This window comes from Neisseria zoodegmatis (genome assembly GCF_900187305.1).
In the GTDB taxonomy this organism is placed as follows: domain Bacteria; phylum Pseudomonadota; class Gammaproteobacteria; order Burkholderiales; family Neisseriaceae; genus Neisseria; species Neisseria zoodegmatis.
Genome location: NZ_LT906434.1, coordinates 180859 through 202989 on the forward strand (window position 1 = coordinate 180859; position 22131 = coordinate 202989).

Below are 22131 nucleotides of genomic sequence, written 5' to 3' on the forward strand. Positions count from 1 at the left end.
AAAAATGAACCTTTTTGCGCAATTTAATGCCATTTTTAACCGTGAGCAGCGCGGCATTGCCAAAATCACGGGGGATTTGGGCGGCGGCAGCTTTGCCGCCCGCGCACACGGTGGCGGCAACATCGTTTTGAGTGGTCAGGCTGCGAACGGACAAAGCGTGTTTTACGACAAGCGTACCAATAAGATTATCGGGCAGGCTCCCGATTTGCAAATTACCGATATCCCCGTGTAGTGAACGGCCTATACCCTGATAAGGCCGTCTGAAAACGTAAACTTGCACCATGAACAAGCCTTTAACATTCAAGCGCGGCGAAACTGTGGAAATCACGCTGCTGTTCGATATTTTGGACGACTACGGCATTTCCGCCCTTTACGGCGTGAATACCCTTGCCCGCATCCGCCCGAAATTCGGCAATGACGCGGCAGCAGCCTTTGCCGTGGATGTGTTTCCCGAGCAAAACCGCCTGCTGCTTGCCTTGACAGCGGAGCAATCGGCAGGCTTGAGAGAAGGTTCTTATATTGCCGATGTGGCCTTTACCCGCCTTTCAGACGGCCTTGTCCAGATGAGCGGGGATATAGCCGTCGAAATCATCAAGGGGACGAGCCATGTTGGTTAATTTTCGCGTTTACCGCGGCAACATCGCCCATGCCGAACGGCGTTTTGACGACGACCTATATAAGGTTTGGCTCGCCCAGCCCGAAAACCAAGGCAAAACCTTTGATGACTTTACCGCGTGGCTACAAAGTTTCAGGCCGTCTGAAGAAGAGGCTCCCGATTTTGTTGCCCGCCTGATTTTAGCCATGTCATAAGTGATAAAAATATGAAATTAAGTGAACGTATTAATCAATTCATCGATAAAGTCGGCGAGGTGCTTAAGGGTATTAAGGGCGACATCGGCCATAAATCGGCATTGCAGACCGAGCATAAAGACAGCTTGGTAGGTGCGGTCAACGAGCTTAAAACCCGTATGGATAACGCTGCATCGGGCGGTAATGCGGCCATTAACGACAATGCGCCTGCATCCGAATCTACCGTTTACTCCAGTCAAAAAACGCAACAGCTGATTGATGCCGCTAAAAATGATGTAAAACAGGAAGTTAAAACCGAAATCTTAGACGGTGCAGAAGAAGCCTACGATACCCTGAAAGAGGTAGGAAACTATATTAAAGAAGATAAAAGCGGAGCGGCGGCAATGGCCGAACAAATCGGTAAGCGCTTGCGTATCGACGAATCTCAAGTGTTGTCGCCCGATCAGAAGGCCGCCGTAGAAGCCACTTTGAATTTAGGCGATACCGATACCGATTTTGTCGCCCGTTTTGAGCAGGCACTGCAATGACACTTAAGCAACAAATAGAGCGCTTGTGCGACCGCATCGCCGATGAGTTCGAGAAATTGAAACAAAACAGTGCTGTGCCGCCTTACCAAGAATTTCAGGAAGGGTATTACACCCGTCAGCAATTGGAGCAATTTAACGGCGGCAAGCCTTTGGCTAATTCTCGGTTTGTTACTTGCCCTTGGCCAAGGGCATTTAAAGAGCGGCCGTGTGTACAAATAACGCTTGATATTGTGTCTGCTGCTGCAAGGGTTCACTATATCCAAAACGTAACGGAAACAGGTTTTGACGTTGCCACTAACTATGCGCCCGACCTTCGAGGTGTGTGGTTTAGGGCATATGTGAAATAAGGAGGATTGCAATTTAGAGATTTTAATGAGGGGCGGCGACGGGTAGGTGCGGGAACACTTACCCGCCAGCCAAGCAGATATGGCCTGCATTGACTTCTAGGGCCGCCTTGCCTAGCTAGGCGGCGGGGATTGTACCTTAAACGGAGTGAATGCGACATGGTTAATTATCGCGAATTACGCTGCGCCCGCTGTTTAAAGCTGTTGGCCAAAGGCAGCGGCAGCGTGCAAATTAAGTGTAACCGCTGTAAAACAATCAATACTTTCAATTAATTGGTTAACAGAGTGCCTTGAGCGCCATATTTTAAAACAGAGCATCAAGAATGCCGACGCGAAAGGAAAATATGGATGCACAAGCACCTTCACGACCAACCGTCGGCAGCCTATTTGCAGGCATCGGCGGCTTCGATCTCGGCTTCGAGCAGGCGGGATTCACAACCGCATGGCAAGTTGAAATCTCCGACGTACCCCGCGCCGTGCTTGCCGACAGATTCCCGCACGCAAAACAATTTACCGATGTCCGTACCTGTTTGCCCGACCTATGGCACACCGACGTCATCATCGGCGGATTCCCCTGTCAAGATGTCAGCACCGCAGGCAAGCGCCGCGGACTTGCGGGCGAACGCACCGGCCTGTTCTTCGACGCACTCAATATCGTCAACACGCTTAAGCCCCGCTGGGTGGTGCTTGAAAACGTCACGGGGCTGCTCAATTCAAATGATGGCAAAGACTTTCAAACAGTTATCCAGTCCCTTGCCGAATGCGGGTATGTGGGATGCTGGCGAGTGCTTGATGCTCGCTATTTCGGAGTCCCCACAAAACGCCGTCGCGTATTCGTGGTCGCTGGACTGGGAGAGCAGCCACCCATTGAGTTTATGGTTGACGCCGGACCAACTGACAGACTGGCTGGCAAGGCGGCAGCGGGTGGCCCGTGGGCGGACGCACACCCAACTTTACTTGCAGGCTTCCCCAGCGGGACCAATATCGACATATCGGGTGCCAATATCTGCCTTGTCGCCGACGGACGGAGTAAGATGGTTGAGCGGGGCAGAACGGTTACAGATAATGGGCTTCGCAAAGGATTGGATGCGTCCAACTTTGCGGAAGCTCGGGCTGCCGGAAACGCCGTCTGTCCGCAAGTCGCACGTTGGGTCGCCGAAAAACTCATCAAAACATTCTGATTAATCAAAAAGGCAGAGTGCCGCGAGCGCCTGCTGTCTATGACACATTACACTAAAGCTCCTTTGCCGTTTGTCGGCCAAAAACGTAACTTTATCAAGCAGTTTAAACAGGTTCTAAACCATATCCCTGCCGACGGGGCCGGTTGGACGATAGTGGATGCATTCGGCGGTAGTGGTTTGCTGGCTCATGTTGCCAAACACGTTAAACCATCAGCCCGCGTCATTTATAACGATTTCGACGGCTATGCCGACCGTTTGCGCCATATCCCAGACACAAACCGTCTGCGCAAGAAGCTTGCAGAATTATTGGCAAGTTATCCGCGCGATAAACATATCGACAAAGCAACTAAGTCTAAGGTCGTTGATGTCATCGAATCATTCGACGGCTATAAAGACTTGGGCTGTTTGCGTTCTTGGCTACTGTTTAGCAGTAATCAGGCCGGCACAATGGCCGAGTTTCTTAGCAAAAATATGTATAACTGTATCCGACAAACCGATTACCCCGATGCCGAATACTATTTGAAAGGATTAGAGATTGTTTCCCAGCCGTTTCAAACCCTGCTGCCCCAATATACATCGCAGCCCGATACCCTGCTCGTACTCGATCCCCCGTATGTATCAACATTACAAGGCATGTATGCCAACCAAAATTACTTCGGCATGGTTGAGTTTTTGCGTCTTATCCACATGGTTCGCCCGCCTTTCGTATTCTTCAGCAGCACACGCAGCGAGTTTATGGATTATTTGGATTTCATAAAAGAATGCCGCCCTGACGATTGGGCGGTATTTGATGGGATGGAGCATGTAAGTTACACAGCAAGCGTCTCTACAAGGGCGAAATATGTGGATAATATGGTTTTTAAATTCTAGTGTGGATGGCGGAAAATTGCGCTGCTTTTGTCATGGCTCGATTCCCACCAGTGCATGACAAAAAAAATGCAAACCAATGACAAAACGCGCGCGCCCTTACATCCGCTCATAAAAGCCCCTTTAAACATGGTTTAAAGTTTCAACACACAGCCGCTCGAAGGCGGCTGAATCAGCACGCGGCAGATGTGTTGGGGCATCATCTGTTTCAACACACAGCCGCCCGAAGGCGGCTGACATGCGTCGATTTCGTCGTAGCGCAGGCGCACGTCGTTTCAACACACAGCCGCCCGAAGGCGGCTGACCTTTGGCTTGCAACACCGGTGTCAGTTCGCGGCTGTTTCAACACACAGCCGCCCGAAAGCGGCTGAATACCCAATGCTCGAGACCATCAAGGCGGAGCTTGTTTCAACACACAGCCGCCCGAAGGCGGCTGATGGCTATCAAAAAAGCACAGGCATTCTGTTTGTAGTTTCAACACACAGCCGCCCGAAGGCGGCTGCTTGCCTGACTTCATCGCCTCATGCATCGCGGCATGTTTCAACACACAGCCGCCCGAAGGCGGCTGCTATCTGTTGCGCCGGGGGACTTGGGGGGATATGTAGTTTCAACACACAGCCGCCCGAAGGCGGCTGCAAACATTGCTGCCCGTTTCTACAAATTCACACATGTTTCAACACACAGCCGCCCGAAGGCGGCTGCCTGCGGAAGAGCGGCGCCCCTTAAATGATTTGGTGGTTTCAACACACAGCCGCCCGAAGGCGGCTGCAGTGTAAATGTCATTTACTTTATCCGTAATAGAGGTTTCAACACACAGCCGCCCGAAAGCGGCTGCCAAAAACTCGGCAAAATCATGCACGGCGTAATGCTTGTTTCAACACACAGCCGCCCGAAGGCGGCTGCGCACCGCGCTCCATCTCCTCTTTATGGGTTTGATAGTTTCAACACACAGCCGCCCGAAGGCGGCTGCAAATTTGTAAAGGAACTTATCATGAACAAATCAAGTTTCAACACACAGCCGCCCGAAGGCGGCTGCATCAGCAGCGGGCGGATTTTTGGGCGGCCTTGCCGGTTTCAACACACAGCCGCCCGAAGGCGGCTGCTAAAGCCCCGCTACAACGCCCAAAATGGCAAGGGATTTCAACACACAGCCGCCCGAAGGCGGCTGCTTTGCCGGTAGTAAATAAGCCGACACAGAAATTGTTTCAACACACAGCCGCCCGAAGGCGGCTGCTTTCAGATTACCCTGATTTCAGCTTACTTCCAATAGTTTCAACACACAGCCGCCCGAAGGCGGCTGCCGAGTTGCTTAAGGGTAGCGGTAAGATTTAATCAGTTTCAACACACAGCCGCCCGAAGGCGGCTGCTTTTTCTTTCAACAGGGCGGTAAATTCGTCTTCCGTTTCAACACACAGCCGCCCGAAGGCGGCTGCCCGCAGGCATCAACCCGCTTACCCAATTGCATGAGTTTCAACACACAGCCGCCCGAAGGCGGCTGCTGCCGCCCGTGTCTTCCGAGCTGCTGGTCACTCACGTTTCAACACACAGCCGCCCGAAGGCGGCTGCCTGCGCGATTTGTTCAGCGGCTTTATTGCCATTCTCTGTTTCAACACACAGCCGCCCGAAGGCGGCTGCCGCGGCCAAAAACGCATCGGCCTGCGCGCGGGTCTGGTTTCAACACACAGCCGCCCGAAGGCGGCTGCTTTTACTTTGGGGGCTGCGTACTTGGTTTTTTGGGTTTCAACACACAGCCGCCCGAAGGCGGCTGCCACACCCTTTTTCTGCAAAAACTGTACCGTCTCCAGTTTCAACACACAGCCGCCCGAAGGCGGCTGCGTGTTTCGAGCACATCATCATCGCAGGTTTGCGGGTTTCAACACACAGCCGCCCGAAGGCGGCTGCTATCTCTGTATAGATATTGTCCTCAGCGTACAAAGTTTCAACACACAGCCGCCCGAAGGCGGCTGCTGATTGTGAGCAACCAATCAACGGTCAAGACAAAGTTTCAACACACAGCCGCCCGAAGGCGGCTGCGTAATTAACGCCCAATCCTGCGTTTCCAGCAGTGTTTCAACACACAGCCGCCCGAAGGCGGCTGTCACGCAGTTTCAGAAAGCTGAACAAAATGAAGATGTTTCAACACACAGTCGCCCGAAGGCGGCTGCTGTGTAGGCTGTATCTCGCACTTATGCGGCTGGTAGTTTCAACACACAGCCGCCCGAAGGCGGCTGCTTTCCTGTTTAATCGAGTTGCCTGACGCACCACGAGTTTCAACACACAGCCGCCCGAAGGCGGCTGCGACTATGGCAAATCCAAAAAAAGACACCCTCGTCGTTTCAACACACAGCCGCCCGAAGGCGGCTGCCAAAAACTCAATAGTTCGGGGGAGCGATGAGCTAGGTTTCAACACACAGCCGCCCGAAGGCGGCTGCGTTGCCGGTTGCCGTGCTGGATGCGTTGGCGCTTGTTTCAACACACAGCCGCCCGAAGGCGGCTGCAGAAGGTGGCTTGGCCTTTTTAACCGGCTTTATTGTTTCAACACACAGCCGCCCGAAGGCGGCTGCTTGGGGCGCAGGCAGAATGTCCATCGTGTCGGGTTTCAACACACAGCCGCCCGAAGGCGGCTGCTGGCGGTAGCAGCTGTATTTTACCCTCTGCCAACGGTTTCAACACACAGCCGCCCGAAGGCGGCTGCGCCTTTGCTTTCGCCGTATTGCTCGCAACAAGAGTTTCAACACACAGCCGCCCGAAGGCGGCTGCCGCAAATTTTCCATACGATATAGCATACTGTCTGGTTTCAACACACAGCCGCCCGAAGGCGGCTGCTTTGACAATTGTCGGCATCACTTTCCTTGAGTGGTTTCAACACACAGCCGCCCGAAGGCGGCTGCTGCCCGCCAAGCTGCAACAAGACCCGACTTGGCGTTTCAACACACAGCCGCCCGAAGGCGGCTGCCGGTTTTTTGACCTTTAAGGGGACTTTGATGGTGTTTCAACACACAGCCGCCCGAAGGCGGCTGCGAATAATTTCATCGGCAGTTGCCTCAACAATACGGTTTCAACACACAGCCGCCCGAAGGCGGCTGCCCATGCAGGATCAGGGTGTTCAGGTCGGTATATGGTTTCAACACACAGCCGCCCGAAGGCGGCTGCTCTCGCGTACTCTGATTTGGTTTTCGTTCCACTTGTTTCAACACACAGCCGCCCGAAGGCGGCTGCAGCAGCTTGACTATTTGGCCGACCGCAAACTGGTGGTTTCAACACACAGCCGCCCGAAGGCGGCTGCGAAAGCAGGAATTTAACATACCTTTGCATTACTTGTTTCAACACACAGCCGCCCGAAGGCGGCTGCCTGAATCTGATTTATTAGGTTTTCTGATAAAAGGCGTTTCAACACACAGCCGCCCGAAGGCGGCTGCCATCAACATATGCACGATTGATGCGGTTTTGCCCGTTTCAACACACAGCCGCCCGAAGGCGGCTGCGGTAGCGTAATATTCAAGGCCGTTTTTTTATTGTTGTTTCAACACACAGCCGCCCGAAGGCGGCTGCTAAACCTGATTAAGTCTGATTTCGGCCACATCGAGTTTCAACACACAGCCGCCCGAAGGCGGCTGCGCCAGCTTTTCGGCTTGTGTTTGGTTGAATTTCTTGTTTCAACACACAGCCGCCCGAAGGCGGCTGCTTAAACAAGGCCAAGTCGGCATCATTGCTGATAAAGTTTCAACACACAGCCGCCCGAAGGCGGCTGCAACTTGCTTTGCCGCGCTGTTGACGTATGCTGTGTTTCAACACACAGCCGCCCGAAGGCGGCTGCGATTAGGCCAAAAAAAATCCGCCCGAAGGCGGATGTTTCAACACACAGCCGCCCGAAGGCGGCTGCCATGCCATCTTCTCCGCTACTGCAGACACGCAATGTTTCAACACACAGCCGCCCGAAGGCGGCTGCGTTCATTTCGTAGTCCTTTTTGAGAGGATTTATGAGTTTCAACACACAGCCGCCCGAAGGCGGCTGCTATTGCGTTCAAGTTTACGCGCTGATTTTAACCTGTTTCAACACACAGCCGCCCGAAGGCGGCTGCATTCAGGCGGGGGAACAGTTCAGATGACCGAATATGTTTCAACACACAGCCGCCCGAAGGCGGCTGCCTCTTTACCCGCATCGGTACGCGCTTGCAGCGCGAAGTTTCAACACACAGCCGCCCGAAGGCGGCTGCAGCCTTCTCAGAAACCTTTATCCATCAAGGCTTGCACGGCCCTGATTCGCTAAAACTCTCCGAAAACGCGAAAAGCGAGTATAACACAGCCTTATTCCGCCACACCCGCTTTCCTAATGTCCTGATTGTTAAAGAACAATTCCGCATCGCTAACCTCCCCATGTTTTCATGAGAACCACGGGTTAGCGATTCACACGATCAGCGTATCCTGAAACACATCTACCGCCGCTTTCGCGCCGTGATGTTCCACCTTGCGCCGCCATTTGCTGCCCAGATGGTAAAAGCGCAGACTGTCGGTTTCGGGCTGGTAAGTATCCAGCAGCTTGGCCTTCAGTTTTACCCATTGATCCGGCGTAACGTCGCACTCGAATACCGAATATTGCACGCGCACGCCGTAGTCCAAACAATGTTTGGCGATGCGCCGCAGCCTCGCCTGCCCCTCTGCATCTTCCAGCGAAATATCATAAGTAATCAACATCAACATGCTATTTCCCCTATTTCTGTTTCAGACGGCCTCAAATATAAGCGGAAAGGCCGTCTGAAGATGCCTGTCTGAAAAACTCAACGCATCAAAAACGGCGGATACTCTGCCAAATCCCCTCGCAGATGCCGCGCCAGCAGCATCGCCTGAATATACGGCAGCAAGCCGATTTCCACTTCCTCCTGCAAAAACGGATGCATAATCTTTTCCTGCTTCTTGCTTTGCAGCGTTTGAAACAGCAACTTGCGCGCTTCGGGCTTGATATTCACCGCGCCGCTGGCCTCATGCACAAAATCCTGCGGCTTGATTTGCCCGCGGTTAATCAGGGAAAGCACCAACCTGTCCACCCACCATGCGCGGAACTCTTCCAAAATATCCTGCGCCAAACTGTCGCGCCCCGGCCGGTCGGCATGCAGAAAGCCCACCTGCGGATCCAAGCCCACGCCCTGCAACGCCCCGCTGATGTCTTTGCCCAGCACCGCATACAGAAAAGACAACAGCGCATTCACCCCATCACGCGGCGGGCGGCGGTTGCGACCGTCAAAATCAAAACCGCTTTTCTCCGCAAGCAAATGCCGGAACACCCCGAAATAACGCGCCGCCGCATCGCCCTCAATCCCGCGAACCTTGTCCAAACACTCCGCCCGCTTCAACTGCTGCAAAGAAAAATTCAACGCCGTTACCGCCGCCAACACCTCCGCATGCTCGCCATGATTACGCAAACGCCGCTGCAACACCCGCTTGGCCGACTGAATCTTCGCCGCAATAATATGCCGCGCAATCGGCACAGGATTCTGCTCCGACTGCCGATACTGCGCCCGCCGCAACAACACATTACCACTCTGCCGCCCCTGCAAACGCCCCAAAAACCGCCCGTTCTCGGTAAAAAACGCCAAATTCACATTGTTTTCGCCGCAAAAACCCATCAAAAACGGCGACACCAGCACATTGCCGAAACAAAATATATGCCCGATCGCATGCACCGGCAACTGCGCCACCTTCTTGCGCTCCTGCTCCACCACCAGCGTTTCCCGCTCCTTATGCAGATAACTGCCTTGGGTGGTGATATAGAGCGTGTTTTGCAGTTTGCGCATGATAAAAACTCCTCGGATTTTGAGCGCACTCTTAGGGATTGATGCTTAGGCTACCTGAAACAGGGTAGGTCGGATTCTTGAATCCGACATTTTCAAATTTATCGCAATAATTTGAGACAACGAAAATATCAAACATTTGTCGGATACGAGTATCCGACCTACACCAACTACATACTTAGCTTAGAATATCAGCATTTTGTTGAGCTATATTTATAGTTTCTACAACCTGTACTGGTCTAGATAAACTTTTTAACTGCATAACGTCATTTTTTATTGCGTCAAATTCACTACCAGATTTGGATATTAAAATATGTAACGGTATTTTACCTTTCCCAGGCGAATTTCTATATAATCCAACTAGCGCTTTACTATCAGTTAATATTATTGACGATCTAAAATAACCTTTTGAGTACATATAAATTTCAAAATTATGCTTTGAATATCTATCTGAAAAATTTTTTATCTCCTTGACAGCTTGATCAATTTTATTCTTATATGAATTAATATCATCTTTACCATTAGCATGACACAGAAGTTTAGCTGCATCAGATTCCCCATCTAACAAAATAAATGTAGTGGTCATACCTTCTTTTTCAAATCTATTACATAAATTTTCAGCATTCTGCGTAATGAAAAACTTTCCATCATTCATGGCTATAATAAATACTTTTGATTCTTTAAAATCAAGTGATTCGATACTTCCATTTTCTAAAATAGAGGCAATTCCAACTTCATTAGCTTTTTGAAGAAGTGGTATTTCATTAAATATGAAATCCTTAGTTTCCTTTTGCAGAAATTTAGATATAGATAGAGCTGAAAAAAGAGCTATCCCAATATTTGACGATAAACTAGTCCACATATTATTTTCTTGAAATAACAAAGGAACAATTATAGACATCACAAGTAACGCTACTATTCCCCACAGAGACAGTTTTTCTAACCATAAATTAATAGGCTTTTTATTCATTTAATTATCCTATTTAAAATAGAAGTAACATTTACCTTATTCCACTCTAAACAACCCCGCCACATACCCCACCGACCTATCCTTCTCCACCAACTTCGGCTGGCAAACCTCAATCAACGAACAGGCTTTACAGCGTTTGCCGTATTCGGGCGGCGGGGTGGTACCGCTGTCCAGTAGTTCGCGCACATTGCGGATAACGTCCAGCGTTTCCGCCCTGAGGCCGTCTGAAAACACCACCGGCACGCGGTGGCGGGTTTGCATGTACCACAATGCGCCCTCTGCCACCGTTTGCCCGGTCATTTCCTCCAGGCACAGGGCTTGGGCGCAGAGCTGGATTTCATCGAACGGCTCGGGCTTGGGTTTGCCGCGTTTGTATTCGACGGGCTTCAGACGGCCTGTCTGAATATCGCGCTCGACCATATCCAACACGCCGTGCACACCCAATTTTTCCGCCGACACATGCACGCTGCGCTCGAAGCGCACGCCCTTGCGCGTTTCCGGCTCGCCGCCGTCCACCCGCTCATGCAAAGCGCTGCCTTGTGCGGTCAAATAGTTCTCCGCCCATACTTGTTCGTTATGAATCAAGGCACACTGGCGCGGGCAAAAGGCGTAGTGTTGCAGGGCGGAGAGCGGGATGCTTATCATGGTATTTTTTCTCATTCATAAGCGCTTATTGCGGTAAAAAACATCTATATTAAGCGCTTTATATAGTGTGTTTTTACCATTAATAAGCGCTTATTATGAGAATTTTTATCACAGAAGTTCTTCTACGGTTACCCCCTTGAGGCCGTCTGAATGCACACTAATGCGGTAATCGCTGAATGCAGCAGCGGGTGTGCCGCTTTCGCCGTGGATGCGCTCGACTTTGACGGCTTCAAACAGTTTATGCGCGGGTTCGTTGCCGAGTGCGCTGTCGTGTTTAAAAACAATGAGTTTGCGGGCGGCCATTTCACCACGGGCGGCGGAGCGGTCGTGCTCGAACATGAGCCTTAAGGCGTTCCACAGCTGTTGCAGGTCTTCATCGGAGAAGCCGGTTTTGGCGGCAAGGTTGGCGGAAACGAAGCCGTGCACACGATAGAGTGCATAGGGGACGATGTATTTGCGCCCCATGGTGCGTTCTTTTTCGAGGTCTTTTTCGTTGGTTACGGCCATGCGGGTGATGGAGACTTCCAGCGGCACGATGGGGTCGACGGATTGGGCGAAGGCGAGCTGCACGGGGCCGCGCACTTGGCCGCTGTTGACTTCAGTGGTCATCACTGCACCGAAGGTACGGATATCGAAGAAATTTTTGCACATCCATGCGGTGATGTCGCGGGCTTTGGCTTCGTCTTTGGGCAGCTTTTTGGCTTCGGATTCGATGCCGAGGGCTTCATAAGCGCGTTTGTTTTGCAGGTTGAGCACGCTTTTTTCTTTCACGTAAATCTCATAGCCCGCTTGGTTTTCGTTGGCCAGCTCCACAAAGTTGCGGATTTTGCGCTTCAGGCACACATCGGTTACCAAGCCTTTGCTGGACTCGGGGTCGAGGCGCGGCATATTGCCGGCGTCGGGGTCTCCATTGGGGTTGCCGTTGGTTACGTCGAAGAAAAACACGAATTCGTAGCGGTTTTGGATACTCATCACTTTATCTCCTTGGATTTATTCGTCTTCAGAATCAGATTCTGTCTTCAAATGATTGGCCAGCTCAATGTCTTCAGGAACATCTCCACCTTCTTGCTTGCTGTATTTTTTGAACCGCTGTTGGTAATAACCAATGACAAAACGGCCTTGTTCTTCCAGCGATAAATGGCGGGGGAACGGGGTTTCAGCATCAAAAACGCTGACAATTTCCCCAACTTTGTTTTCCAGCCAATTGGCCAGTTTTTTAGAATCTCCTGTTACCCATTTTGCTTTTTTACCTTTTCTCAAGCCGGAGATGTGGGTACGGTAATTATCCAAAAGCAAGGGGAAAGTGCTGTGCGGCGAACTGGAAGCACCGCCGTAAAATTTATCTCTCACACCGGCATTCAACTCCCCCAAAGCAGATGATTGCGCCAATTCGATAATGGCAAACAAACGCCCCAAGCGGTACGGAATGTCTTGAGTTTCTTCATTAAGCCCCATATCAAACTCCTCTTTGCATAAATTGTTACGTTTTAAAACCGATTTAATTACCGCTACCCGCAGGCCGCTAATGAAGCCGTCCGAGCGGATACGGCCAATCATGCGCGACAGCATGGTTTGCGGATAATGCCTGCCCGTTAAGATGGCACGCATGTATTCCCCTGCCAATTGCGGCGGAATGTCTTTGCTTTCCGACTTTTTCAGACGGCCGTCGGCTCCTTTGCGCTTGGGCGTGGTTTCCAGCAATATCCGCCAAACGGAAGGCGGTTTTGCACCCCATACAGGCGGGTTAATCGACAAATCATCGCGATGTTTTTTGATATTTTCCGCCAGCTTGCCAAACGTGGTATCCAGCCAAAAACGGATGGAAATGCGCGAAGCATTGGGTGCCAAACCCAAAATATAAAAACGGGTTTGGTCGTCCAAATTCGGATCGATTTCCCGAAGCGGGCGGCCTTTGACCACTTGCGCCAAAACATCGAAGATTTTCTGGTTTTCCTGCTCATCGTCGGGCGGTGTCATCGCGGCGGCAAAAAAACCTTCCGCTGCCTCAGCTTGCTCGGGCGTGGCGGCTTCTGCCCAGAAAACGGTGCTGGCATCGCCGATGGTCAGGCAATGGCCGTTTTCACGGCGCAGCAAGTAATTGAGTGCGGTGGTATAGGCAAAGGCAGACACTTCCGACACCGGCGCATTCGCACCCTGCTCTTTGCCGAAAGAAGTGAACGATTCCTTGTTGAAGGAAATAATCATACCACCAGACTTTTCTCCGCCCTCAACCCCTTTAATAACTGGATGTGTACGCGCAATCGGTGCTTGTTCGCCGCTTACCAAACACAAACCCTGCTCTGCTTCATCGCTTTGCAAATGATTGACCCACAAGGATTGTGCCGCTTCACACTGATGAATATAGCCGTGTGCACCGTCCAATTTAAACACTACGTTGGCATCGAGCATGTCAGGCAAACATGGCGGATGGGCAAATTGCTCGGGCTGCCAACGTTCCAAAAAACGGCTCAAGGCCAACAAACCTTTGTCTTGCTCTTTCTCCAATAGCCTAAAGTGGTATTCTCTAAATGAAGAAAAACACCTGTTTGTTCTGTCCTTATCTTTTGTTTCTTTTTTAGTAACACCCAAAATATATTGGGTGTTACCCCAAAGAAAATTTGGCTTAATACTGTTGCTATTAGAGCCTCCTGTTTTAGGCACACTCATCAAGCGGGGCTGCGGCTTTTTGCCCTCAGTCGTAAAATGCTGCACCACATCCACCAACAGGCCGTCTGCATCCAACACCAGCACCCAACCGATTTTTTCTTCGCTAAACCCATAAGGTGGCACTTTCGGATTGCCCGCCACATCATTTTCAGCCGCCAAGCGGCGGTAATAGCGTGCAAGAGCGGTCAAAATCATTTTTTCACCTCCTCCGCAAAAAACGGCGGCACTTCAACCACCCCGTTTTTCATCTCCGCACGGAAAAAGTGCGGCAGATTGCTACCGTCGAAATCAATATCGTGCAGCATCCAACCCAAATCGCGGTCGCGCTCGTTTTCAGGTAGCTCCGACTCCGTCAGCGAATCCTCATCCACCCACGCAAAATGCGCCGGAAACTCGCGCACGCCCATGCAAGGCTGCTGGAAACACTGCCCTTTTGCGGCGCGGCGTTTAAACATCTCGATATGCTTGGCAACCGTTTCGCCCTCGCCCGCCTGCGGCGTTAACACGGCATGCGCCTCAATCACATAGCCAACATCTTTCAACACCGTCGCCGCGCGCTGCTGACGGTCATCCTCAATCAGCGCATACAAATCTTCCACACGCTTGCGCCGCATCGCCCCGCTAACCTTGCTGGCCAAAATCTTGCTGCCCAGCTCATTGCGCCGCACCGACTCGAAACGAATCGGCTTCAACACATGAATACGGTCAACCACCCAACGAATCGCCGGCTTCCAATGCACCGCTGCCAAAATCCCCCGCGCCGCCGACGGTGTAATCACATCGTAAGACACCCGCTCCACTTTCATCTCCGGGCGGGTAAAGCAGGCGTAGTCGCCCCAGATGTGTAAACGAACTTTATTCTCCATGCACCGCTCTCTCCTCTGCTTCTTGTTCAATCCACGCCTCCCCGAAGGGAGGCGGTTTTCATTTGAAATCATGACAAATTGTTTCAATCCACGACTATCTCAATTCAGATAATCGAAACCCCTCTTATTTTTTGTCGCGTGGCGGACAAGGATCATTTCCGTAGCTGTTACCCGCCCGAATCCTGCCATCCATTCCGTGAATCTTGGTATCTGCACGCTGATTTTTGGCAATTTCCTGCGCACGGATAATGGCCTCCTTCTGTGTTCCATAGACAGCTGTCGCCTTGCTGTTCCCTGCTCCCTTAACTGCCCATCCGTCAGAATGAGGGACAACATGTTGATTTTTCTTGCTCATAGCTAACTCCTTTACTTGCAGAGACTACAGTCTAATACCTCCATCTACTCTATGCAATATTTTTTTCAATTTATCATGTTTTAAATGACACTCCTTTCAGCGGCAATGAAGATGCTGTTTTCCCAACTCAACCCCGCTACTTTGTCATACAGACCCAGACCAATCAGGCGATAAAACTGCTTGCCAAACCGCTCGTCATTGATGGCTTCAATACGGCCATCTTTGAAGAGTGCCTGCATGGCGCGCTCGGGCACTTGTACGGTGTAGGGCTGGAGCTTGCGCAGCAGTCTGCCGATTTGGTCGGCATGGCGCAGGCTGTCGATCAGGCGTTCGGCTTCTTGGTCGAACGGGATAATCAGCGGCTGCATATGGCTTTCGATCATGCGGAATTTTTGGGCGATGGTTTGGAAGGGGAAATTGAGGCTGTTGCCTGCCTTCTTGTGCATTTCAAGAATGCCTTTGCTATCTAATTCTTTGCCTTTTTCTTCGTAAACGCGCTGGAAATAGCGGCGGATGGCTTGCGGCGACAATAGGTCGTCCGCGTGGTGGCGCACGACTTCGCGCATGGCGGCGGAGAGTAGACCGAGTTCGGACGGGGCTTTCCATTGTTCTTCGGGTTTGAACACCCAGACGAAGCTGTTTTCAGACGGCCTTTTGCCTTCGCGGTTGCAGCGTCCTGCGGCTTGGGCAACGCTGTCCAATCCGGCTTCGGCACGCATCACCAAGGGGAAATCGACATCTACACCCGCTTCAACTAAAGAACTCGCAATCACACGGCAAGGTTGGCCGTTTTTCAGGCGGCCTCGGATGGTTTCTAACACTTGGCTGCGGTGTTTGGCGCACATCAGGGTGGTGAGGTGGAAAACGCCGTCAAGCTGTTTGGCGCTGTCGTACAGGCTGCGGGCGTGGCGGCGGTTGTTGACGATGATGAGAATTTGCTTGTGCTGTGCGAGCTTTTCGAGCAAATCGGCATCGGTCTGGATGCCGATATGTTGCACGGTAGTGCGGCGCAGTTTGTCGAACAGTTCAGGCGGATTGGGGGCAAGCTCGCGGGTATTTTCTAAACCGCGATAAAAGCCATGTTCGGCCTGGATCGCGGGCTGGGTGGCGGTACACATGACGACGGAGCAATGGTAGTTGCGCGCCAGCTCTTTAACGGCCTGCATGATGGGCAGCAAGAGTTTGAGCGGCAGCATTTGCGCTTCGTCGAGGATAATCACACTGCCGGATATATTGTGCAGCTTGCGGCAGCGGGAGGAGCGGTCGGCAAACAGCGATTCGAAAAACTGCACGGCAGTGGTAACCACCACGGGCATATCCCAGTTTTCGGAAGCTTGGCGCAGTTTGTCTTTGCTGTGCTGGTCTTTGAGTTTACTGTCGTCAAACGTGCTGTGGTGCTCCAGCACGGCATCCTTGCCCAAATCGCCAAAAGCCTTGCGGAACTCGGCGGCGTTTTGCTCGATGATGCTGGTGAAGGGAATCACATAAATCACGCGGCGCATGCCGTGGCGCTTGGCATGTTCGAGAGCGAAGGCCATCGAAGTGAAGGTTTTGCCGCCACCGGTGGGTACAGTGAGGGTAAACAGCCCCGGCGCTTGCTCTGCCTGACTCACGGCGTGGTCGAGAATATCGCTGCGCAGGCGGTTTAGGGCGGCATTGCGCTTATCTTCTTCGGTTTGCTGCGGCTTTTCGGCAATACGCCGTCTGAAATCGCCGATAAAGCGGTTAAAGCGTTGTTGCAGCTGCAATAAATCGGGATGACCGCCGCGCTGCACGGTTTTATCTTCCAAGCCCGCATAAAAGGCTTCGGTGTCGAGATAATCGGCATCGACCAAGCAGGAATACAGCATGCGGGTAAAGAAGGCGTAAGAGAAAAAGGGATGGTGTTTGTCAGCCTGCAAGGGGGACGCGGGCAAAGTTTGCGGCAGGCTGATGTCCTGCTGCCACACCTCATCCGGCTCGGGAATATCGTGAATGCCTTTGCCGAATGGCACGGCCAAGCGTTGGGTTAAGGTGCGGCGGTTATCGCCCTCGCTGTTTCCGTTTGCCAAGCCTGCGTGATGGCCGGCAATGCAAAACGCCATCAACTTGCCCTGCAACCCCCAACGCTCGAAAGCGATTTTTGCGCCAGCCGTGGCATGGTCAACCGATGGCCCACCATGCAGGCGGCGGTTAAATTCCGGCGTGTATTTGCCCAAATCGTGCAATTGGCCGGTATAACGCGCCATTTCCTCCGCACCAAAAAAAGCGGCAAACCTTGCAGCCGCCTCACCCACATTGTGGGCATGGCTGCGCATGGTTTGCCAGTATTCGTAAGGTTGGTTTTCGGCGGAATGGGCGTAGTAAATTCTGATAGTTTGATGATCCACAGACATTCTCCAATGTATTTTTTATTATTTCTTTATTGATTACCAAGTGAGAAATATATCATAACACTTTAGAAATTTGCACTCCCTTTCACTGCAAAAAGAGGCCGTCTGAAAACTACTCACAATCGGGTGAAAGCTGTTTTCAGACGGCCTCTGTTATAGGCAAAACCTAACAAATTAATGCTGCCGCCGGTAATGCTTTTTAACGATTTTCCGTACTGCGCGATACCAGCGTTTTTGGGTGCGCAATGTCGGGCGGTCGGCGGCGTAGAGCCAGTGTTCGTATTGTTTGAGCAGGCGGATGAGCTCGGGGCTTTCGATGCCGTTGCTGTTGAGCAGTTTTTGCAGTTCGCCTGCGCTCACGGCGGGGGCGGTTTCGTCTTCTTCGCCCAGCAAGGCGGTTTTGAGTTGTGCGAAGCCTTCGTTTAGGTAATCGCGTTCGCGGTTGCGGTTGCCGAACCACCATTTCAGTAGAGGCAGCAACGCCAGTGCCATGCCTGCGGGCAGCACCAGCAGCAGGGTTTTCCAGTTGAATCCGCCCAAGCCGAGCAGCTCGAAGAGGTTGTTTTGTTTGCTTTGGTCGTAGTTCACCACCCATTGCTGCCAGTAAAATTGGCCGGTATCGCGCCAGCGGGCGAAGAGGCTGTGGCCGTCTGAAACCATATTGCGCTCGGCTTCGGGCAGGGCTTGGCTGATGCCGCTTTCGGCGCGCACGGAGGAGACGGCGGCGGTGGGGTCGACGCGCAGCCATGCTTGTTCTTGCGGCAGCCACACTTCCGCCCATGCGTGTGCGTCTTTAGAGCGGATTTGCCAGAAGCCGGCTTGTTCGTTGTATTCGGCTCCTTGGTAGCCGGTAACGACACGGGCGGGCAGGCCGACGGCGCGCATCATCACCACGAAACTTTGGGCGTAGTGTTCGCAAAAGCCTTGATGCGTGCGGAACATAAATTCGTCGATGCCGTTACGCCCCGGGGTGCGCGGCGGTTGCAGGGTGTAGCCGAACTTTTTGCTGCGGTAGTGATGCAGCACTTTGTCGATAAACTGGCGTTCGTTGGCAGACTGCTTGGCCAATGTGTCGGCGAGCAGGCGGGTTTGCAGGTTGCCTTCGGGCAGACGGGTGTAGAAATCGTGTTCATTTCGGCTGAGAGCATGCGGCAGGGTGTCGCTTAACGATGCCTGCAAGGTGATGCGGCGCAAACCTTCGCGGCTGCGGTGGGCGCGTACAATCTGCCCCATGCGTTTGGTGAGGCTGCCGTGCAGCTGGCCGACGGGATAGTCCAAAGCGGGCAACGCGCCGTTTTGGTCGCGGATAATCATTTGATATTCAACGGTGCGTGCTGGGTTGGCCACGCTGCGGGCTTCGTCTATATAGGTGTTGTCGAGCGCGCGCCAACGCACGCCGTCAAAGTCGGCCATGATGATGGCGCGCCAATACATATCGCTGCGCTGCGGCTTGATGCCGTCTGAAAAGGTAATGTTCGCCACCCATTCGTCGCTCTGCACCAGATTGCTGATGCTGCCCGGCTCCATCGAGTCGGACAAACCGGTTTTGGCCTGCCCCTGCTGAGGCTGAGGAATGCGCCATAAAGGTTCGTTCAAACGAGGCACGGCCACAAACAGCACGGCGGTCAGCGGCAGGGTAAGCAGCAGGGCTTGGCCGGTGTGTTTGGCCGCTTCTTTAACACTCAACCCGCACAGCACGGCGAAGCATATGCCTGCCATCGGCAAAGCCAGCAGCAGCCATATGCCGATGATCAGGCTTTGATCGAACAGCACCGACGAACCGATTAAAAACAGCATGGCCAGCAGCAGCACCTGCCAGTCGCGGCGGGTATTGCCTTCGAATGCCTTGAGCATCACCATCAACAGCAGAAACGACCCCCCGCCGTCGCGCCCGATCACCGTGCCGAGCTGCTGCCACACCAGCGCGCAGCCGATAACCATCAGCAAAACCAATGCCGGCAGCGGCAGCTTGGCCACGCCCAGCCGCAGCAAAACCAAGCGCAGCAGCCACATGCCGCCGAACACGGCCACCACCGCGGCAGGCAGCGAAGACACTAGCGGCAGCGCCGCCCACAGCAAAGTAAACAGCACGGCAGACGCAACGGCGCGCGGCGGCGGTTGTTGGAGAAAGGCGGGATTGAGAATCAGCATGATAGATGAGACGTAATGTGTTTATCGTGCGGCTGCGTTGCGTGCATCTTCGTGCCTAAGCAACCGCTGTTTTGTTCGAGACTTCAAACCTTCGCCGACAACGGCAGCCGAAGTAATCTCTTTATTTTTTGTTTTTTATCATCAACATCGGGCAGATCGTCCGCAGCGATGTTTGTCGGTGTTTTTAAAGCATACCGCCTTATCCGCAGCGGTATGCTTCGTGTTTATCAATGTTTTTCAGACGGCCTAACCGCCCTGTTTCGCCGCCCATTCTTCAGGCGTTGCAGCCGTCGTAATCGACAAAGCATGCAATTCATTGCTGGCGAGCTTGTCGGCCAAACCGTCTTTAATCAGGCGGTGGCGGGCAAGGCGGGCTTTGCCTTCAAATTCGGACGATACGATTTGGGCAAAGAAGTGGTGGCCGTCGCCTTCTACGGCAACATATTCGCAGCGGGCTACGGCTTCAATCATATTTTTTACTTGTTCGGGAGAAAGCATGGCAGAGGTTCCTTTCAAAAATCAGCTTTCAGACGGCCTCGGCTGACAAGGCCGTCTGAAAAATAAGTGTGCATTATATAGGGAGGCATAAACAAACGACAGACACAAGCCCAAACCCCGCCCCATTCCAAGCGCCCAAACCGGCCGGTTTCCGGCTTAACCGCACACCTCCGCCAAGCAACTTTCTCCCGCAAGCCCCGCCACGCCGCCAACACACGCACGCATCCGTCCCACCCGCCGCAAACAAACCGCACCCGCCCAAACTGCATACAGAAAACAACAAACGCCCCCGCCACGCCGCTCCACAATAAAAATATTCCGTCTGCCTGAGCGCGGCTGAAGCACGGCGCATTATTCGGTATAATCGCAGCCTGAGACTTCCGCCCTTCTTTTTCAGACGGCCTGTGCCGTCTGAACAGCAACTTCAACGAGAAAACCTATGATCCGTTTCGAGCAAGTTTCCAAAATCTACCCCGGCGGTTTTCAAGCCCTGAAAAACGTCAGCTTCAAAATCGACAAAGGCGAAATGATTTTCGTGGCCGGGCATTCCGGCGCCGGCAAATCCACCGTACTCAAGCTGATTTCCGGCATCACCAAGCCCACCAAAGGCAAAGTATGGATGAACAACCAAGACATCGGCAGCCTCAACGACAACCAAATCGGCTTCATGCGCCAGCACATCGGCATCGTCTTCCAAGACCACAAAATCCTGTTTGACCGCAATGTCTTACAAAACGTATTGCTGCCCCTGCGCATCATCGGCTACGACGCCAAACAAGCCGAAAAACGCGCCCGTGTCGCCATCGAAAAAGTCGGCCTGGGCGGACGCGAACTCTCCGACCCCATCACCCTGTCCGGCGGCGAACAACAACGCCTGTGCATCGCCCGCGCCGTTGTCCACCAACCCAGCCTCCTGATTGCCGACGAACCCTCCGCCAACCTCGACCGCGCCTACGCCCTCGACATTATGGAACTCTTCAAAACCTTCCACGAAGCAGGCACCACCGTGATTGTGGCCGCCCACGACGAAACCCTGATGGCAGACTACGGCCACCGCATCTTACGCTTGCAGGAAGGCAGGTTTGCATCATGAATCACTACCTATCCCTACACCTCGAATCCGCCGTCAACGCCGTCAAACAACTTTGGAAGCAGCCCGTCGGCACCCTGCTGATCCTCGTCATGCTCGCCATCGCCATGACACTCCCGCTCACCCTCTACCTCGGCGTACAAAGCTCGCAAGCCGTCTTGGGCAAACTCAACGAGTCGCCCCAAATTACCCTATACATGGAACTTAACGCCGACCAAGTCGATACCGAAGCCGTCAAATCCCTGCTGGCCAAAGACACACGCATCACCAAGAGCAAATTCGTCGGCAAACAAAAAGGCCTCGAAGAACTCCAAACCAGCATGGGCGGGCAAGACCTCGTTTCCATGCTCGATGAAAACCCCCTGCCCGACGTATTCATCGTTACCCCCGACCCCGCCACACCGCCCGCGGAAATGGAAGCCCTCAAACAAGATTTAGACCAACTGCCCATGGTAGAAAGCGCCACCCTCGACACCGAATGGATGCAAACCCTCTACCAAATCAACGACTTCCTACACAAAATCTTCTGGTTCCTCGCCATAACCCTCAGCGTCGCCTTCGTCTTGGTCGCACACAACACCATCCGCCTGCAGATTCTGAGCCGCAAAGAAGAAATCGAAATCACCAAACTGCTCGGCGCACCCGCATCATTTATCCGCCGCCCGTTCCTCTACCAAGCCGTATGGCAAGGCATCTTAGCCGTCGGCGTCAGCCTCGCCCTGTGCGCCTGGTTCGTCAACGCCTCACAGCCGCTGATCAACCGCATCTTCAAACCCTACGGCCTGCACATCGACTGGCGCTATTTCTACGCATGGGAAATCCTCCTCATCATCGCAGTCGTCTCAGCCCTAGGCGTCGCCGGCGCATGGCTCGCCACCCAGCAGCATTTATTGGGATTTAAAGCGAAGAAGTAAAAATGCTTAAGTGATTTTGAATGAAACGGAAAGGCCGTCTGAAAAATAACTTTTCAGACGGCCTCAGCTATTATAGTTTGTTTAT

General features: G+C 52.8%; 22 protein-coding genes and 1 CRISPR repeat array. Of the genes, 10 read left to right on the forward strand and 12 right to left on the reverse strand.

What is annotated here, in order from left to right; translation table 11 throughout:
• Positions 1-4 precede the first annotated feature (4 nt).
• The 8 genes from CKV66_RS00910 to CKV66_RS00945 all read left to right on the forward strand — a co-directional run bounded on the left by CKV66_RS00910 (position 5) and on the right by CKV66_RS00945 (position 3732).
• Positions 5-232, forward strand: coding sequence for a hypothetical protein (locus CKV66_RS00910; protein ID WP_085364213.1), 228 nt, complete (start codon positions 5-7; stop codon positions 230-232).
• 49 nt (positions 233-281) lie between these two features.
• Positions 282-617 carry a hypothetical protein gene (locus tag CKV66_RS00915; protein WP_085364212.1) on the forward strand — a complete coding sequence of 112 codons (336 nt, stop codon included), beginning with the start codon at positions 282-284 and terminating at the stop codon, positions 615-617.
• Positions 607-810, forward strand: coding sequence for a hypothetical protein (locus CKV66_RS00920; RefSeq protein ID WP_085364211.1), 204 nt, complete (start codon positions 607-609; stop codon positions 808-810). The genes CKV66_RS00915 and CKV66_RS00920 overlap by 11 nt, the downstream gene beginning before the upstream one ends.
• A gap of 11 nt (positions 811-821) precedes the next feature.
• The gene (locus CKV66_RS00925) at positions 822-1337 is read left to right on the forward strand and encodes a hypothetical protein (protein WP_085364210.1); all 516 of its coding nucleotides are present in this window, start codon (positions 822-824) and stop codon (positions 1335-1337) included.
• Positions 1334-1684: a hypothetical protein gene (locus tag CKV66_RS00930; RefSeq protein WP_085364209.1), complete on the forward strand. Its 351-nt coding sequence runs from the start codon at positions 1334-1336 to the stop codon at positions 1682-1684. Before CKV66_RS00925 ends, CKV66_RS00930 begins: the two co-directional genes overlap by 4 nt.
• A gap of 156 nt (positions 1685-1840) precedes the next feature.
• Positions 1841-1954, forward strand: coding sequence for a zinc finger domain-containing protein (locus tag CKV66_RS00935; protein ID WP_085364208.1), 114 nt, complete (start codon positions 1841-1843; stop codon positions 1952-1954).
• A gap of 71 nt (positions 1955-2025) precedes the next feature.
• Positions 2026-2862, forward strand: a complete 837-nt coding sequence (locus tag CKV66_RS00940; RefSeq protein ID WP_085364207.1) for a DNA cytosine methyltransferase — start codon at positions 2026-2028, stop codon at positions 2860-2862.
• A 33-nt stretch (positions 2863-2895) separates the two neighbouring features.
• Positions 2896-3732, forward strand: a complete 837-nt coding sequence (locus CKV66_RS00945; RefSeq protein WP_197697467.1) for a hypothetical protein — start codon at positions 2896-2898, stop codon at positions 3730-3732.
• Positions 3733-3868: 136 nt separating this feature from the next.
• A CRISPR array of direct repeats spans positions 3869-7946; the repeat unit is 32 nt; unit sequence GTTTCAACACACAGCCGCCCGAAGGCGGCTGC.
• A gap of 190 nt (positions 7947-8136) precedes the next feature.
• Here CKV66_RS00945 and cas2 read toward each other — a convergent pair.
• The 12 genes from cas2 to CKV66_RS12085 all read right to left on the reverse strand — a co-directional run bounded on the left by cas2 (position 8137) and on the right by CKV66_RS12085 (position 20470).
• A complete protein-coding gene (cas2, locus tag CKV66_RS00950; RefSeq protein ID WP_085364205.1) occupies positions 8137-8430 on the reverse strand; it encodes a CRISPR-associated endonuclease Cas2 in 294 nt (97 codons plus the stop codon).
• Positions 8431-8507: 77 nt separating this feature from the next.
• Complete coding sequence (cas1c, locus tag CKV66_RS00955) at positions 8508-9521, reverse strand: type I-C CRISPR-associated endonuclease Cas1c (RefSeq protein WP_085364204.1); 1014 nt, start codon at positions 9519-9521, stop codon at positions 8508-8510.
• Between the two features lie 175 nt (positions 9522-9696).
• Positions 9697-10488, reverse strand: a complete 792-nt coding sequence (locus CKV66_RS00960) for a hypothetical protein (RefSeq protein ID WP_004284048.1) — start codon at positions 10486-10488, stop codon at positions 9697-9699.
• Between the two features lie 36 nt (positions 10489-10524).
• Positions 10525-11133, reverse strand: coding sequence for a CRISPR-associated protein Cas4 (gene cas4, locus CKV66_RS00965; RefSeq protein ID WP_050793676.1), 609 nt, complete (start codon positions 11131-11133; stop codon positions 10525-10527).
• A gap of 108 nt (positions 11134-11241) precedes the next feature.
• Positions 11242-12105 carry a type I-C CRISPR-associated protein Cas7/Csd2 gene (gene cas7c / locus CKV66_RS00970; RefSeq protein WP_004284050.1) on the reverse strand — a complete coding sequence of 288 codons (864 nt, stop codon included), beginning with the start codon at positions 12103-12105 and terminating at the stop codon, positions 11242-11244.
• Between the two features lie 18 nt (positions 12106-12123).
• A complete protein-coding gene (cas8c, locus tag CKV66_RS00975; protein WP_085364203.1) occupies positions 12124-13995 on the reverse strand; it encodes a type I-C CRISPR-associated protein Cas8c/Csd1 in 1872 nt (623 codons plus the stop codon).
• Positions 13992-14666 (reverse strand): type I-C CRISPR-associated protein Cas5c, encoded by a 675-nt coding sequence (cas5c, locus tag CKV66_RS00980; protein WP_085364202.1) that lies wholly within the window; start codon positions 14664-14666, stop codon positions 13992-13994. Before cas5c ends, cas8c begins: the two co-directional genes overlap by 4 nt.
• A gap of 124 nt (positions 14667-14790) precedes the next feature.
• Positions 14791-15021, reverse strand: coding sequence for a DUF2188 domain-containing protein (locus CKV66_RS00985; protein WP_085364201.1), 231 nt, complete (start codon positions 15019-15021; stop codon positions 14791-14793).
• 80 nt (positions 15022-15101) lie between these two features.
• Positions 15102-17396, reverse strand: coding sequence for a CRISPR-associated helicase/endonuclease Cas3 (locus CKV66_RS00990; RefSeq protein ID WP_085364200.1), 2295 nt, complete (start codon positions 17394-17396; stop codon positions 15102-15104).
• Positions 17397-17567: 171 nt separating this feature from the next.
• The gene (locus CKV66_RS00995) at positions 17568-19544 is read right to left on the reverse strand and encodes a transglutaminase family protein (RefSeq protein ID WP_095197809.1); all 1977 of its coding nucleotides are present in this window, start codon (positions 19542-19544) and stop codon (positions 17568-17570) included.
• Positions 19545-19790: 246 nt separating this feature from the next.
• Positions 19791-20042, reverse strand: a complete 252-nt coding sequence (locus tag CKV66_RS01000; RefSeq protein WP_085364198.1) for a BolA family protein — start codon at positions 20040-20042, stop codon at positions 19791-19793.
• Between the two features lie 14 nt (positions 20043-20056).
• The gene (locus CKV66_RS12085) at positions 20057-20470 is read right to left on the reverse strand and encodes a hypothetical protein (protein WP_085364197.1); all 414 of its coding nucleotides are present in this window, start codon (positions 20468-20470) and stop codon (positions 20057-20059) included.
• A gap of 11 nt (positions 20471-20481) precedes the next feature.
• Here CKV66_RS12085 and ftsE point away from each other — a divergent pair, with 11 nt between their 5' ends.
• A complete protein-coding gene (gene ftsE, locus CKV66_RS01005; RefSeq protein WP_085364196.1) occupies positions 20482-21135 on the forward strand; it encodes a cell division ATP-binding protein FtsE in 654 nt (217 codons plus the stop codon).
• A complete protein-coding gene (ftsX, locus tag CKV66_RS01010; RefSeq protein WP_085364195.1) occupies positions 21132-22046 on the forward strand; it encodes a permease-like cell division protein FtsX in 915 nt (304 codons plus the stop codon). The genes ftsE and ftsX overlap by 4 nt, the downstream gene beginning before the upstream one ends.
• The last annotated feature ends 85 nt before the right edge of the window (positions 22047-22131 follow it).